13 protein-coding genes are annotated in these 13,939 nt (G+C 66.6%); 3 read left to right on the forward strand and 10 right to left on the reverse strand.

All coding sequences use genetic code 11. The features are described from left to right. Positions 1-27: 27 nt before the first annotated feature. On the forward strand, positions 28-792 hold the full coding sequence (locus ACZ415_RS07620; RefSeq protein ID WP_344705033.1) for an SIR2 family NAD-dependent protein deacylase: 765 nt from the start codon (positions 28-30) through the stop codon (positions 790-792). On the opposite strand, the gene bioA is transcribed toward ACZ415_RS07620, so the two are convergent. The 6 genes from bioA to bioB form a co-directional block, all read right to left on the reverse strand. Then, entirely contained in the window at positions 734-2,038 is a 1,305-nt protein-coding gene (gene bioA, locus ACZ415_RS07625) for an adenosylmethionine--8-amino-7-oxononanoate transaminase (protein ID WP_344705032.1), read from the reverse strand. The two genes, ACZ415_RS07620 and bioA, sit on opposite strands and share 59 nt — an antisense overlap. Further along, positions 2,035-2,742, reverse strand: coding sequence for a dethiobiotin synthase (gene bioD / locus ACZ415_RS07630; RefSeq protein ID WP_344705031.1), 708 nt, complete (start codon positions 2,740-2,742; stop codon positions 2,035-2,037). Before bioD ends, bioA begins: the two co-directional genes overlap by 4 nt. Beyond that, positions 2,739-3,557 carry a methyltransferase domain-containing protein gene (locus tag ACZ415_RS07635; protein WP_344705030.1) on the reverse strand — a complete coding sequence of 273 codons (819 nt, stop codon included), beginning with the start codon at positions 3,555-3,557 and terminating at the stop codon, positions 2,739-2,741. The genes bioD and ACZ415_RS07635 overlap by 4 nt, the downstream gene beginning before the upstream one ends. Then, positions 3,554-4,306, reverse strand: a complete 753-nt coding sequence (locus ACZ415_RS07640) for an alpha/beta fold hydrolase (protein ID WP_344705029.1) — start codon at positions 4,304-4,306, stop codon at positions 3,554-3,556. Before ACZ415_RS07640 ends, ACZ415_RS07635 begins: the two co-directional genes overlap by 4 nt. Next, on the reverse strand, positions 4,303-5,385 hold the full coding sequence (gene bioF, locus ACZ415_RS07645; RefSeq protein ID WP_344705159.1) for an 8-amino-7-oxononanoate synthase: 1,083 nt from the start codon (positions 5,383-5,385) through the stop codon (positions 4,303-4,305). Before bioF ends, ACZ415_RS07640 begins: the two co-directional genes overlap by 4 nt. Before the next feature lie 106 nt (positions 5,386-5,491). Then, entirely contained in the window at positions 5,492-6,550 is a 1,059-nt protein-coding gene (bioB, locus tag ACZ415_RS07650; protein WP_344705028.1) for a biotin synthase BioB, read from the reverse strand. A 154-nt stretch (positions 6,551-6,704) separates the two neighbouring features. Between bioB and ACZ415_RS07655 the strand changes: the two genes are divergently transcribed. After that, entirely contained in the window at positions 6,705-7,460 is a 756-nt protein-coding gene (locus ACZ415_RS07655; protein ID WP_344705027.1) for a tRNA-uridine aminocarboxypropyltransferase, read from the forward strand. After that, on the forward strand, positions 7,447-8,391 hold the full coding sequence (locus tag ACZ415_RS07660) for a bile acid:sodium symporter family protein (RefSeq protein ID WP_344705026.1): 945 nt from the start codon (positions 7,447-7,449) through the stop codon (positions 8,389-8,391). The genes ACZ415_RS07655 and ACZ415_RS07660 overlap by 14 nt, the downstream gene beginning before the upstream one ends. 15 nt (positions 8,392-8,406) lie before the next feature. Here ACZ415_RS07660 and ACZ415_RS07665 read toward each other — a convergent pair whose 3' ends face one another. Genes ACZ415_RS07665 through rsmB form a run of 4 tightly spaced genes read right to left on the reverse strand, consistent with a single transcriptional unit; the run spans position 8,407 to position 13,939 of the window. Next, positions 8,407-9,642, reverse strand: coding sequence for a TraB/GumN family protein (locus tag ACZ415_RS07665; protein WP_344705025.1), 1,236 nt, complete (start codon positions 9,640-9,642; stop codon positions 8,407-8,409). 36 nt (positions 9,643-9,678) lie between these two features. Further along, entirely contained in the window at positions 9,679-11,127 is a 1,449-nt protein-coding gene (locus ACZ415_RS07670) for a TrkH family potassium uptake protein (protein WP_344705024.1), read from the reverse strand. Positions 11,128-11,184: 57 nt separating this feature from the next. Then, positions 11,185-12,558: a Trk system potassium transporter TrkA gene (trkA, locus tag ACZ415_RS07675; RefSeq protein WP_344705023.1), complete on the reverse strand. Its 1,374-nt coding sequence runs from the start codon at positions 12,556-12,558 to the stop codon at positions 11,185-11,187. A 4-nt stretch (positions 12,559-12,562) separates the two neighbouring features. Further along, entirely contained in the window at positions 12,563-13,939 is a 1,377-nt protein-coding gene (gene rsmB, locus ACZ415_RS07680; protein ID WP_344705022.1) for a 16S rRNA (cytosine(967)-C(5))-methyltransferase RsmB, read from the reverse strand.

The raw sequence follows: 13,939 nt of genomic DNA on the forward strand, positions 1-13,939 counted from the left end.
TGACACTGACGCAAGCAGAGGCAGCCTATGACAGCGCCGCATCTGGTGGTATTGAGCGGGTCCGGCATCAGCGTGGAAAGCGGCATCGAGACCTTTCGCGCAAGCGACGGCCTGTGGGAAAACCACGCCGTGGAAGACGTGGCAACGCCGGAAGCGTTTGCCCGAGACCCGGAGACGGTGCTTGCGTTTTACAACCGCCGCCGGGAGCAAATGCGCGCCGCTCGGCCCAACGCCGCCCACCGGGCGATTGCCGAGCTGGAAACGGCAGGCTTTCGCGTCAGCGTGATTACCCAAAACATTGACGATTTGCACGAGCGCGCCGGCTCTAAAAGCGTGTTGCACCTGCACGGCGAGCTGATTAACGCCCGCTCCAGCGTGGACGAGCGCATGCGCTACCCGCTCGCCAAGGGCGGTATTGCCCTGGGAGATCTGTGCGACAAGGGCAGCCAGCTGCGCCCGGACGTGGTGTGGTTCGGCGAGGCCGTGCCGCTGTTCGGCGAGGCCTGCGCGCTGGTGGAAGCGGCCGATTTTCTGCTGGTGGTGGGTACGTCGCTGGCGGTGGTGCCGGCAGCGACGCTTTTGCACTATCTGCCCACGGATGCCGCCTGCGCGCTGGTGGACCCCAACGCCGCCGCGCTGTGCCCGCCCGGCGTGCAGCCGATCAGCGCCCCCGCCGGGGAGGGCGTGCCGGCGCTTGCCGAGCAGTGGCGCAAGGCCGGCGAGCTTTTGCCGTTCAGCGGTGATCTTCCATCCGGCGCTTTTCTAAAAACCACGCCTTCATCACGTCAGTGATGATGACCATTTCGGCCTCGGCGGTGATGTAGGCGGGCATGGTGTAGAGGTAGCGGTTAAACGCCCGCAGCCACACGCCCCGAGCCCGGGCGAAGTCGCGCAGGCCGTCGAGATCGGCGGCGTTGTGGACTTCGATTACCGCGGCCGCGCCCAGCACGCGCACGCCCGCCACCGCGGGGTGGGCGGCAAGCTCGGCGTCCTCGCACAGCTCTCGGGTCAGCACCCGGCTGAGCCGGGCGATCTTTTCCAGATAGTTCTCTTCTTCAAACACCGCCAGGCTCTCCAGCGCCACCCGGCAGGCCAGCGGGTTGCCCATGAAGGTCGGCCCGTGCATAAAGGCGTGGAGGTCGCTTTCGCCCTTGAAGGCGTCGTGGACCCGGTCGGTGGCAAGGGTTGCGGCGTGGCCGAGATAGCCGCCGGTGAGCCCCTTGGACAGCACCATGATATCCGGCGTCACCTCGGCGTGGTCGGCGGCAAACATCTTGCCGGTGCGGCCAAAGCCCGTGGCCACCTCGTCAAACACCAGCAGCACGTTGAACGCGTCGCACAGCTTGCGCGCGCCGCGCAGGTAGTGGGGTGAGGTCATGTTGAGCCCGCCGGCGGCCTGCAATAAGGGCTCCATCAGTAGCGCAGCGATCTCGTGGTGATGGCGCTCAAGCACCTCGCGCAGCGCGGCCAGGTCGCTCTCGACGTCTTCGGGGGCGGCGTCAAAGGGGGCCGTGGGCGCCGGGGCAAAGTGGTGCTGGGGCAAAAGTGGGCTGAACAGCCTGTGCATGCCGTTGTCCGGGTCGCACACCGCCATGCAACCGCCGGTATCGCCGTGGTAGCCGCGCTTGAGCGCGAGCATGCGGGTTTTCTCGGGGCTGCCGGTGAGGATGTGGTACTGCAGCGCCATTTTCATCGCCACTTCCATGCCCACCGAGCCGCTGTCGATAAAAAACACGTGGTTGAGCCCTTCGGGCGTGACGCGCACCAGCGCCCGGGCAAGCCGTTCGGCGGGGGCGTGGGTCAGCCCTGCGAGCATCACGTGGCTTAACGTATCGGCCTGCTCGGCGATGGCGCGCACCAGGCGCGGGTGGCGGTAGCCGTGGATCATGCACCACCAGGAGCAGCAGGCGTCCAGCAGCCGCTCACCGCCGTCGAGCTCAAAATAAACGCCGTCGCCGCCGATGACCTTGGGCACGGCGGGGTCCTGCTCGGCGCGCGGGTTCAGGCGCTGGTAGGGATGCCAGACGGGGGAGGTCATGCGGGCTCCTTCAGGGACAGACGAGAAAGGCTGAGGTAGTGAGACGCGGCCTCGGCGCCGGGGGCGTCAAGGTGTGGAATCACGCCGAGACAGGGCGCGCCGAGCTTGGCTTCCAAAAGCTCAAGGTTGGCGCGAAAGCGCGGGGTGTCGGCGGCAAAGTCGGCGTCCACCACGCTGCCTACCCAGCCGGCAAGGCGCAGGCCGTCGGCGGCGATGGCCTCGGCGGTAAGCCGTGCGTGGTTCAGGCAGCCAAGCGTCAGCCCCACGGTGAGGATCACCGGAATCTCCAGCCGCGCGGCCAGGTCGGCAAAGTCCTCGGCCTCGTTGAGCGGCACCCGCCAGCCGCCCGCACCTTCGATCAGGCAGAGATCTCGCGGGTAGCGATCAAGGGTGGCGTGTATGCCGTTGGCGAGGCCGCCGGCGCTTAACGTGCATCCGGCTTCAAACGCCGCCAGATGCGGAGCGATGGCCGGGGTGAAGGCGTGGGGGTTGACGGTGTCGTAGCTCACTCCAGGCACGCTTTGAGCCTGTAGGGCCAGCGCGTCGGCGTTGCGCAGCCCGCTCGGGGTGGCGTCGCTGCCCGAGGCCACGGGCTTGAGCCCCAGCGTGCTCAAGCCTTGCCGGCGGGCGGCGTACAGCAGGGCGCTAGTTACCAGCGTTTTGCCGGCGTCGGTGTGGGTGCCGGTCACAAAGTAGGCGTTCACGGGCGCTCCAGGGTCAGCGTTAAACAGCGGTAGCTCACGGGCAGCCCGTCAGGCGTGCGCCGCTGCTCCATGCGTTGGGCGGCCGCCTTGAGATCGCGGCGGGTCAGCCCCACGCCTTGCGGGCGGGCGATTTGCGCGCCCACGCCCTTGATCGAGGCCATCACCGCGGCCATGTCGGGGTAGTAAAAGCGCTCAAGGTGAGTGCGCTCGCCGGTCACTCTGAGCCCTGCGGCGTCGGCGGCGCGGCGGTGGTCGGCCCGGCTTGAGTAGGTCAGCAGCGCCTCGGGGCGCTGAAAGGCCGCGCCGATTTCTTCAAGGGTGCCGGCCAGCAGGGTGGTGAATACCGCCCGCCCGCCGGGGGCCAGCACCCGAGCGAACTCGGCCATGACCGCGCTTATGTTCCGGCACCACTGCAGCGCCAGATTGGAAAAGATCAGATCCACGCTCCGGTCGCCCGCCGGCAGCGCCTCGGCGGAGCCTTCGCGCCATCTCACCCGCCCGCCGCGCTTTTGCGCCTCCATCAGCATGCCCGGGGCGATGTCCACGCCCATTATGCTGGCCTCGGAGTAGCGCTCGGCCAGCTTGCGCGTCCAGTCGCCGGTGGCGCAGCCCACGTCCACCACGCTTGCCGCCTTTTCAGGCAGCCGCTGCCACAGCGCCTCGCCGATATGGCGCTGGGCGCCGGCGCGGCGGTCGTAGTGGGCAGCGGCCCGGGAAAACGCCCGGGCCACCCGGGCCTGCCAGTCGCTTTGCTCGTTACGGCAGGTATCGTCGCGGATGTGGTTATCGACATCGCTTAGCGCAAGGGACCTCATACCACCTCCGCCGGCCGGGTTATATCGGAGGCGATGCGCACAAGCGCCTCCGCCAGCGCAGCGGGACGGGACACCATGGGGCAGTGGCCGGCGTGTGCCAGCCGCTCGTTTAATGCCGCCTCACCAGCGGGCGGCCTGCTGATAAAGGGGTCGTTTTCCCCTGATAACATCGCCACGGGGCAGGGCAGCGCGTTTAGCCGCTCGCGGTTATCCAGCGTTTTCAGAAAGCCAAGCCCGGCGGCAAGGGTTGGGGTATCCGCCGGCGGGGTTTTGCCCAAAAGCGCGTGCAACCGCTTCAGCGCTTCTCGGGGCTCGGGCTCGCCGCTGCTTTGCCAGCGCAGAAAGTGCCGCCAGGCGACAGCGGGGCTGCGTTCAAAAGCGAAGGTAAACTCGGCAAGGGCTTTTGGGGTAACGCCGTTAGGCCAGCAGAACCGCGCGCCGGCGCTCAGCAGAATAATCCCCCGGGGCGGCGGCAGGTGCTCGGCCATGGCCACGGCCAAAAGCCCGCCCAGCGACCAGCCCACCCACACGCTGTCCTGGGGAAGGCTCGCGGCCATGGCGCCGGCCGTGGCCGCAAGGCTTGAAGGATCAGACGTCGCAGCGCTGTCGGCACAAGAACTGTCGAAATAGCCCGGCCAGCTGGGCGCAGTAATGCGCACGCCCTCGGGCCAGTGGGGCTGCAAAGGCTGCCAGATGCGTGAATCCACGCCCCAGCCGTGGAGCAGGGTGAGGTTTACATCGTGGCTCATGGGGCATCCTCTCGCCGGCAGCGCTCAAGGCCGTCCAGCAGCCGCTCGATGTCGGCCTCCGTGTGCCGGGCGCTCAGGGTAATGCGCAGCCGCGCCTGGCCCTTTGGCACCGTGGGCGGGCGAATCGCGCCGACCGCAATGCCGCAGGCGTCCAGAGTTGCCGCCCAGCGCAGGGTGCGCGCCTCATCGCCCAGCGTCAGCGGCTGAATGGGCGTGGTAGACGCTGCCATCGGCAAATTCAAGCGCGCGGCCTCGCGACGGAAGAGCGCGACGTTATCGTCAAGGCGCGCTCTAAGCTCGGGCTCGCCGCGCACGATATTCAGCGCCTCAAGGGTGGCGGCGGTGACCGCGGGCGGCTGGGCGGTGGTGTACACGTAGCTGCGGGCGAACTGGGTAATATGCTCGATCAGCGAGGCGTCGCCGGCGACAAAGGCCCCGCCGGTGCCCAGCGCCTTGCCGAAGGTGCCCACCAGCACGGGCACGTCTTCAGCGCTCATGCCCGCCGTGCAGCCAACGCCGGTTTCCCCCAGCACGCCGACGCCGTGGGCGTCGTCGATCATCAGCAAGGCCGAGTGTCGCTTGGCGGCGGCGGCAAGCTCGGATACCTTGGCCACGTCGCCGTCCATGCTGAACACGCCGTCGCTGATGATCAGCTTGCGCGGGGCGTCGTGAGAGGCATCGCGAATGGCCTCGCTGCGAGACAGCAGCCGCTCAAGGTCTTCGCCGTCGCGGTGATGAAAGCGCCGTGAGCGCGCGCCGGCAAGGGCCGCGCCGTCGATCAGGGAGGCGTGGTTGAGCCGGTCCTGAAAAACCGCCGTGTCGCGGCCGGCCAGCGCCTGAATCACCCCCAGGTTGGCCATGTAGCCGGTGGAAAACACAAGCGCCCGCTCGCGGCCCAGCCACTCGGCAAGCTCCTGCTCCAGCACCTCATGAACGGCCAGATGCCCGCTGACCAGATGCGAGGCGGCAGCCCCCGCACCGAAGCGGCGGGCTCCCTCGGCGGCGGCTTCGCGCACTTTCGGTTCCCGGGCGAGCCCCAGGTAGTCGTTGCCGGCAAAGTCCAGCGCGGCATCAGGCATCACTCGGCGGGTGCGCCAGCGGCCGGCGGCTTTGCGCGTCTGTTTAGCGGCGGCGAGGTAGTCGTGCCACGGCTGCGGGGCGCGAGCGGGGCGTTCTGCGACGGGCTCAGGCACTGGCGTCCACCGCCAGCGCGTTGGCACGGGCCAGATGCAGCTGCCGGGCCAGACGGGCGGCCTCGTCGTCGCTTCCGCTGCGGCAGTCGGCGTCGCGGGTTTCCGGGTGCAGGCCGAGCTTTTGGAACAGCCTGCGGTCGCGGCTGGCCTCGGGGTTGTCGGTGGTCAGCAGCTTGTCGCCGTAAAAGATCGAGTTGGCTCCGGCCATAAACGCCAGCGCCTGGGTGGATTCGCTCATGTTTTCGCGACCGGCGGAAAGGCGCACGTGGCTTTGGGGCATCATGATGCGGGCGACGGCGATGGCACGGATGAACGCTAACGGGTCGAGGTCGTCGACGTTTTCCAGCGGCGTGCCCGGCACCTTGACCAGCATGTTGATGGGCACGGATTCCGGGTGCGGGTTGAGGCTTGCCAGCTGCTGGAGCAGGGCGCTTCTGTCGCGCTCGCTTTCGCCCATGCCCAGAATCCCGCCGGTGCAGACCTTCATCCCGGCGCTGCGCACGTGGTCGAGGGTTTCCAACCGCTCGCCGAAGGTGCGGGTGGTGATGATCTCGCCGTAGTATTCCGGCGAGGTGTCGAGGTTGTGGTTGTAGTAGTCGAGCCCCGCCTCGGCGAGCCGCCCGGCCTGCTCATCGCTTACGCTGCCCAGCGTCATGCAGGTCTCAAGCCCCAGCGCCTTCACCTGGCGGACCATTTCTTCCACCGCCGGCATATCGCGCTCGCGCGGGCTTTTCCACGCCGCCCCCATGCAGAATCGGCTGGCCCCGGCGTCACGGGCTTCCCGGGCCTGGCTGACGACCTTCTCCACCTCCATCAGCTTTTCCTTTTCCAGCTCGGTGTTGTAGTGGCCGGACTGGGGGCAGTACTTGCAATCCTCGGGGCAGGCCCCGGTCTTGATCGAGAGCAGCGTGGAGACCTGCACCGCGTTGGGCTCGAAGTGGGCGCGGTGGGTCTGCTGGGCGCGCAGCAGCAGGTCGTTGAACGGCAGGGCGAACAGCGCGTTGATCTCGTCAATCGACCAGTCGTGGCGCTGGGAGGCGGCGGCGGGCATGAGTAAACCTTGTGCGTATTTAAAGTTGACGGAACTTTAGCGATGTGTCGGCTTTTTTGTCAACCTGAAATGATTCGCTGGTTTACTTGGCAAGGAGAGGCCGAAGGTCGGCATCTGCTTTATACTGCGGCGCTTTAATCGCCTGGAGAACGCCATGTCAGACGCCGATGCGACGTGGGAAGAGAACCCGCCCCGGCGGGAGTTCAAGGCGCGGGGGAGCTTTGTGGTGCGCTGTGAGGGCTGCAACCTGCCCGCGCTCAACTGCCTGTGCCCCTACCGGGTGAGCGCCCAAAGCCGCGCACGGGTGTGGCTGATTACCCACCGCATGGAGCACTACAAGCCCACCAACACCGGCCGGCTGATCGGCGACGTGTTAGGCGAGACCCGGGTGTTTACCTGGCACCGCACCGAGCCCGACGCCGAGCTGTTGGCGCTTTTGCAAGACGAGCGCTACGCGCCCTTTGTGGTGTTTCCCGACGACCAGCCGGACTACGACCACGGCCGGGTGGTGGGCAACGAGGCGGTGGCCCGGGCACTTGAAGACGGCCGCGTGCCGGTGTATATCCTGCTTGACGGCACCTGGCGCCAGGCCCGGCGGATCTTTCGTAAAAGTCCCTATCTGGACGCCTTGCCGGTGCTGCCGCTGCGCACCGCGCGGCACAGCCGCTACCGGCTGCGCAAGTCGGCATCAACGGAGCATTTAAGCACCGCCGAAGTCGCCGCCGAGCTTTTGCGCCAGAACGGCGATATCGACGCGGCTGACACACTCGACGACTACTTCGAGGCGTTCAACCAAAGCTACGCCGCCAGCCGCGGCCATCGTAAAATCGAGGCGCCCAGCCCCGCCATGCAGCGGCTGCTGGCGAGGCAATATCAAGCAGAGGATGACAGCGAAAATGCAGTATTTTGAGCGCTTTAACCGGCTTTTTCCCGTATGGGCCGTGCTTTTGGCCGCTGTGGCAGCCGTGGTGCCGGGCTGGTTTACCGGGCTGGCCGATCAGATACAGCTGCTGCTGACGGTGATCATGTTCTCCATGGGGCTGACGCTGTCCGGGCGCGACTTTGCCCGGGTGGTAAAATCCCCGGCGCCGATTCTGGTGGGCGTAGCGCTGCAGTTTCTGATCATGCCGTTGGCCGCGCTGTTGATCTCGATGGCGCTTTCGCTGTCTCCGGAGCTGATGCTGGGCATGGTGCTGGTGGGCGCGACGGCCGGCGGCACCTCGTCCAACGTCATGACCTGGCTGGCCGGCGGGCACGTAGCGCTGTCGGTATCGATGACCATGGTGTCGACGCTGGTGTCGGTCGTCGCCACGCCGCTGCTGACGCTGCTGCTGGTGGGGCAGAGCGTGGACGTGCCGACCCTGGGCATGCTCGCCAGCATTGCCCAGCTGGTGGTGGTGCCGGTGGCCGTCGGGGTAGTCGTGCATCATTTTCTGGGCGAGCGAATCAAGCCGGTGGAACCCGGTCTTGCGACGCTGGCGATGCTGTCCATTGTGCTGATCATCGCCATCGTGGTGGCGCTGAACGCCGACCGCCTGCTGACGCTTGGGCCCATGGTGGCGCTGGCCGTGGTGCTGCACAACGGCGTGGGGCTGGCCGGCGGTTACGGCATGGCCAAAGCGGCGCACTTTGACGAACGCACCGCGCGCACCATCGCCTTCGAGGTTGGGTTGCAAAACTCGGGCCTGGCGGTGAGCCTGGCCAGCCAGTTCTTTACGCCGGGAGCGGCGCTGCCGGGGGCGATTTTCTCCATCTGGCACAACGTGTCGGGCTCGGTGCTTGCCGGCTGGTGGAAGCGCCGCAGCGTGCGCCATGCCCGGAGCGCCGATGCGGCGGAGTAGTGCCGGCCGTCAACCCTAGCCGAACAGCGCCTCGGCGATGCGGAAACCGGCGATCCAGGTGCCGGCGGCGGAGCCCAGGGTGGCGAATAAAAACACCAGCAGCGTGCGCGAGACGCGGTTTTTCCACCAGCCTTTCAGCCGAGTGACGTCATGGCGCAGGGTGGCAAAATCGCGCACCTTGGGCCGGCGCATGTAAAGCTCAACCCCGGCGGCGACAAAGCCCGCGCCGATGGTGGGGTTGAGCGAGGTCAGCGGGGCGGCAAAGAAGGTGGCGATGATCGTCACAGGGTGGGCAAGGGCGGCAACGGTGGCGCCGGCGGAGAGTACGCCGTTGATCAAAAACCACTCGCCGACCAGCTGCCAGCCAAGCTCGGCGTTGCGCGAAAAGCCCAGCGCAAAGCCGGCAATGACCAGCGCGGAGATCAGCCAGGGCAGCGCTTTCCAGATTTTGGACGGCGGCGGCGTGGCTTCCAGGGTTTCGCGCTCGGCGGCCGGGGTGTCCGGCAGCGGGCCTTCCAGATGCTCGCCGGTGCCCTGCAGGTGGCCGGCGCCAAGCACCGCCAGCACGTTTTTATAGCGCCCGGGCGGGGCGGTTTCGGCCAGGCGCAGGGCCATGTAGCGGTCGCGCTCGCGGATCAGCGGGGTGTACAGCGTTTCGGACTCGGCGGCAAACTCGCTGAAGGTGGCCTCCAAAACGTCGCTTTCCTTGAGCTTTTCGATGTCTTCGCCGGAAATCTTCTGGCGCGACATCACGCTGCCCAAAAGCCCGGAGAGCAAACCGAAGCGCTGCCACCAGGGCACGTTGTGATAGACCCGCTTGAGCGTGGTGCCCACGTCGCGGTCGATGAGCAAAAGCGGCAGCGCACGCTTTTCGGCCTGCTCCACCGCGGCGCGCATTTCCGCGCCGGGCTGGATGCCGGACTGATCGGCAATGCGCTGCTGAAACGCGCCCAGCGCCAGGGTGGCGGCCACCATGCCGGCCTTGCCCTGCTGAAATACCTGAAACAGATCCTGCTCGCCCATGGCGTCAGGCTGGGTCATGCTGTGGTGACGGGCGTCGCACAGCTCGACGGCTACGGCGTCAAACGTATCGGTGGCCAGCAGGGCGGCCACGTCGTCGGCGCTTTCCCGGGAGACGTGGGCGGTGCCCAGCAGCGTGTAGCGCGTGTCGCCCACGGTGATCGTCGTTAACGGCCCGCTGGTGGCGGGCAGCGCCTCGCAGGCGGGTGACACAACCGGTTGTTCACTCATGCAAGCGTCTCAATCGTCGACAAATGGAAGGCGCCGCTAGCGGCGCCAGAAAGCCGGGGTAAATAGAACAAGGACGGTAAAAATTTCCAGACGGCCCAGCAGCATGGCAAGAACCAGCACCCACTTGGCAAAATCCGGCAGGTTGCCGTAGTGGGTGCTGGCCTCGCCCAGCGCCGGGCCCAGGTTGTTAAGCGCCGAGCCCACCGTCGACCAGGCGGTGACCTGATCGACGCCGGTGGCCATAACGCCCACCATCATCAGAAAAAACAGCATCACATAGACCGAAAAAAAGCCCCACACGGCCTGGGCCACGCTGTCGGGCACGCTGACCTTGCCCACCTTGACGGCGATGACCGCGTTGGGGTGGATCAGCCGCATGATTTCGCGCATGCCCTGCTTTAAAATCAAGATGATGCGGATGACCTTCATCCCCCCGGCGGTGGAGCCCGAGCAGCCGCCGACAAAGGCGGCGACAAAGAGCAAAAACGGCAGCGCGCCCGGCCAGGTCGAAAAATCGGCGACGCCAAAGCCGGTAGTGGTGGCCACGGAAACCACCTCAAACAGCGCATGGCGCAGCCCCAGCGGGCTTTGATAGGTATGGGTCAGCCACAGAGTGACAAAGGCGACGGTGGCCAGCCCGGCCAGAAACAGCATCAAAAACCGCGCTTCAGGGTCGACAAAGTAGTGCAGCAGGCGCTTTTCCCGCCAGGCGATGAAGTGCAGGCTGAAGCTGAACGCCGAGATCAGCATAAAGCCCACGCAGATCAGCTCCACAGCGGCGCTGTCGAAAAAGCCGATGCTGGCGTCGTGGGTGGAAAACCCGCCGATGGCCACGGTGGAAAAGCTGTGGCCCAGCGCATCAAACCAGTCCATGCCCGCGGCCATGTAGGCCAGCATGCAGGCAACGGTCAGGGTGACGTAGATGTACCACAGCGCCTTGGCGGTTTCGGTGATGCGCGGGGTGAGCTTGGAGTCTTTCAGCGGGCCGGGAATCTCGGTGCGATAAAGCGCCATGCCGCCGACCCCCAGGGTGGGCAGAATGGCCACCGCCAGCACCACGATTCCCATGCCGCCCAGCCACTGCAGCTGCTGGCGATAGTAGCGGATGGATTCGGGGAGAAAATCAATGCCGGTGACCACCGTGGCCCCGGTGGTGGTCAGCCCGGAAAACGATTCGAACACCGCGTCGGTCAGCGTCAGCGCGCCTTCGCCGAACAGCATCAGCGGCAAAGAGCCGAACAGCGCCAGCACCGTCCAGAACATCGCCGCGATTAAAAAACCGTCGCGAATGCGCAGCTCCTTGCGCTCGTCGCGGTTGGGCAGGTAGAGGACAAGGCCGGTGGCGGCGGTGATGCCCACCCCTAAGCTGAAAGCATCCCACACGCCGTCGCGAAACCACAGCGACACCAGTATCGGCGGCAGCATGGTGAGGCTGAAAAGCATCAGCAAAAGCCCCAGAATACGCAAAATCACCCGCAGGCTCATGGTCGGCGTAGCTCCTTGTGACGGTGAAGGGGCAAAGGGCGGCGAGCGGGCAGCACGTTAGAAAAAGCTCAGCCCGACCTGGAACAGCCGCTCGACGTCGCGGATGCGGCGCTTGTCGATGACAAACAAAATGACGTGATCGCCGGATTCTATCACCACGTCGCGCCGGGCAATGAGCACTTTGCGCCCGCGCACCACCGCGCCGATGGTGGTGCCTTCGGGCAGGTCGATCTCGCCGATGCTGCTGCCCACCACCCGGGAGGAGTTGGCATCGCCGTGGGCGATGGCCTCGATGGCCTCGGCCGCGCCCCGGCGCAGGGAGTGGACGTTGACGATATCGCCCCGGCGCACGTGGGTGAGCAAACTGCCGATGGTGGCCTGCTGGGGAGAAATGGCGATGTCGATCTCGCCGCCCTGCACCAGATCAACGTAGGCGGCGTTGTTGATCAGGGTGAGCACTTTCTTGGCCCCCAGGCGCTTGGCCAGAAGCGACGACATGATGTTGACTTCGTCGTCGTTGGTCAGCGCGCAGAAGATATCGCAGTCTTCGATGTTTTCCTCTTCCAGCAGGCGCTTGCTGGTGGCCCCGCCGTGGAGCACCACGGTGCGGTCGAGCCGCTCGGAAAGCTGGGTGCAGCGCTTGAGGCTGTGTTCGATGATCTTGACCTGGTGGTTGTGCTCCAGGTGTTCGGCCAGGCGCTCGCCGATGTTGCCGCCGCCGGCAATGACCACCCGGCGAAAGGTGCGGTCGAGGCGGCGCAGCTCGCTCATCACCGCGCGGATATCGCGCCGGGCGGCGAGAAAGAAGACCTCGTCGTCGGCTTCGATGACGGTGTCGCCTCGGGGGATAATGGGCCGGTTGCGCCGGTAGATGGCGGCAACGCGGGTATCGACGTTGGGCATGTGGCGGCGCAGAAAGCCCAGGTTCTGGCCCACCAGCGGGCCGCCGTAAAACGCCTTGACCGCCACCAGCTGCAAAAGCCCGCCGGCAAACTCCAGCACCTGCAGCGCGCCGGGGTGTTCGATCAGCCGGCGCACGTGGTCGGTGACCACCTGCTCGGGGCTGATCAGCACGTCAATGGGAATCGCTTCGTGGGCAAAAAGCCCCTTGCGCGTCAGATAAGCGGTGGTGCGCACCCGGGCGATTTTGGTCGGGGTGCGAAACAGCGTGTGCGCTACCTGACAGGCAATCATGTTGATCTCGTCGGTGTTGGTCACCGCAATCAGCATATCGGCGTCTTCGCCGCCGGCCTCGCGCAGGGTGGTAGGGTAGGAGCCGGCCCCGACCACGGTGCGGATATCCAGCCGGGTGTGCAGCTCACGCAGCTTGTCGGCGTTGGTATCCACCACGGTGATGTCGTTTTCTTCGCGGGCCAGATGCTCGGCCAGGGTACCGCCCACCTGGCCGGCGCCGAGAATGATGATCTTCATAAGGCTAGTCCGACTCCGTCGCGGCCCGCGGGGCGTTTTCATCTGCCTGTCGCGTTTTTTCCAGCCGCGCGTAGAAAAAGCCGTCGTGGCCGTCAGGCTGGGGCAAAAGCTGCCGGCCCGGCCCGCTTGGCTGGCCCCAAGTAACGTCGTCGGGCGTGGTGATCCGGGCGCTGGGCGTGCGCTGGACAAACGCCTCAATCTGCTCGGCGTTTTCTTCCGGCAGCACCGAGCAGGTGGCGTAGAGCAGCGTGCCGCCGGGCACCAGCAGCGGCCAGAGGTTGTCCAGCAGGCGGGCCTGCAGCCGGGCCAGCTTGGCGATGTCCGACGGCCGGCGCAGGCGCTTGATGTCCGGGTGGCGGCGTATCACGCCGGTGCCTGTGCAGGGCGCGTCGAGCAAAATGGCGTCGAATTCGGCACGGCTCCAGTCGCCGCGCTGGCCGGCATCGGCGTGGTGCAGCTCGGCGTGAAGGCCCAGCCGATCCAGGGTTTGTTCCACGCGCCCGAGGCGCTCGGCGTCGCTGTCAAGCGCAGTCAGGGTGATGTCGAACTGCTCAAGCAGATGCGCGGTCTTGCCGCCGGGGGCGCTGCAGGCGTCCAGCACCCGAGCGCCCGGGCGCGGCGCCAGCGCCGGGCCCAGCAGTACCGCGCTGAGCTGGGCGGCTTCGTCCTGTACGCTTGCCTGGCCTGCGGCGAAGCCGGGCAGGGCGGTGACCTCGCAGGGGGTGTCCAGCGTGAGGCCGTCCGGGGCGTGGGCGCAGGGCCGTGCGGTCATGCCCAGATCGGCAAGCTTGGCCTGGTAGGCTTCGCGGTGGCCGTGGCGGGCGTTGATGCGCAGCGTCATCGGGCCCGGCCGGTTGTTGGCCTCGGCCAGCGCGCGCCACTGTTCAGGCCAGGCCCGGGAAAACGCTTCCAGCAGCCACTGCGGATGCGCCAGTGCTACGTTCGCAGCGCGGTCAACCCGGGTCTGAAGCGCGGCGGATTCGCGCTGCAGGCGGCGCAAACAGCCGTTGAGCACCCGGGTGGCCCAGGCCTTGCCCAGAAGCCTTGCCGCGCCGGCGGTTTCGCCCACGGCGGCGTGGGCGGGGATGCGCATGTACAAAAGCTGATAAATACCCAGCAGCAAAAGTGCCTGAACGTCCTGATCGCGCTTTTTCAGCGGCTGGCGCAAAAGCTCGGCGGCAAGGGCTTCCAGGCGCGGCAAATAGCGGCAGCTGCCAAAGCACAGCTCCTTGAGCAGCGCGCGGTCGCGCGGGGCAACGCTTGACTCGCTGAGGCCGGCAAGGGAGCCCTGATCTTTGAGAACGGGTGCCAGCGCTCGGGCCGCAGCGGCGCGAACCTGAAGGCCGGTGTCGCCGGCGGGCGTATCGCGTGGTGGGGTCAT

The organism is Halomonas cibimaris (genome assembly GCF_055379665.1).

Coding starts and splice junctions, on each gene's coding strand:
- rsmB (WP_344705022.1), bottom strand. CDS start 13,939: ATGACCCCACCACGCGATACGCCCGCCGGCGACACCGGCCTTCAGGTT.
- ACZ415_RS07660 (WP_344705026.1), top strand. CDS start 7,447: ATGCAGTATTTTGAGCGCTTTAACCGGCTTTTTCCCGTATGGGCCGTG.
- bioB (WP_344705028.1), bottom strand. CDS start 6,550: ATGCCCGCCGCCGCCTCCCAGCGCCACGACTGGTCGATTGACGAGATC.
- ACZ415_RS07635 (WP_344705030.1), bottom strand. CDS start 3,557: ATGAGGTCCCTTGCGCTAAGCGATGTCGATAACCACATCCGCGACGAT.
- bioA (WP_344705032.1), bottom strand. CDS start 2,038: ATGACCTCCCCCGTCTGGCATCCCTACCAGCGCCTGAACCCGCGCGCC.
- ACZ415_RS07665 (WP_344705025.1), bottom strand. CDS start 9,642: ATGAGTGAACAACCGGTTGTGTCACCCGCCTGCGAGGCGCTGCCCGCC.
- ACZ415_RS07620 (WP_344705033.1), top strand. CDS start 28: ATGACAGCGCCGCATCTGGTGGTATTGAGCGGGTCCGGCATCAGCGTG.
- ACZ415_RS07670 (WP_344705024.1), bottom strand. CDS start 11,127: ATGAGCCTGCGGGTGATTTTGCGTATTCTGGGGCTTTTGCTGATGCTT.
- ACZ415_RS07655 (WP_344705027.1), top strand. CDS start 6,705: ATGTCAGACGCCGATGCGACGTGGGAAGAGAACCCGCCCCGGCGGGAG.
- ACZ415_RS07640 (WP_344705029.1), bottom strand. CDS start 4,306: ATGAGCCACGATGTAAACCTCACCCTGCTCCACGGCTGGGGCGTGGAT.
- bioF (WP_344705159.1), bottom strand. CDS start 5,385: ATGCCTGATGCCGCGCTGGACTTTGCCGGCAACGACTACCTGGGGCTC.
- trkA (WP_344705023.1), bottom strand. CDS start 12,558: ATGAAGATCATCATTCTCGGCGCCGGCCAGGTGGGCGGTACCCTGGCC.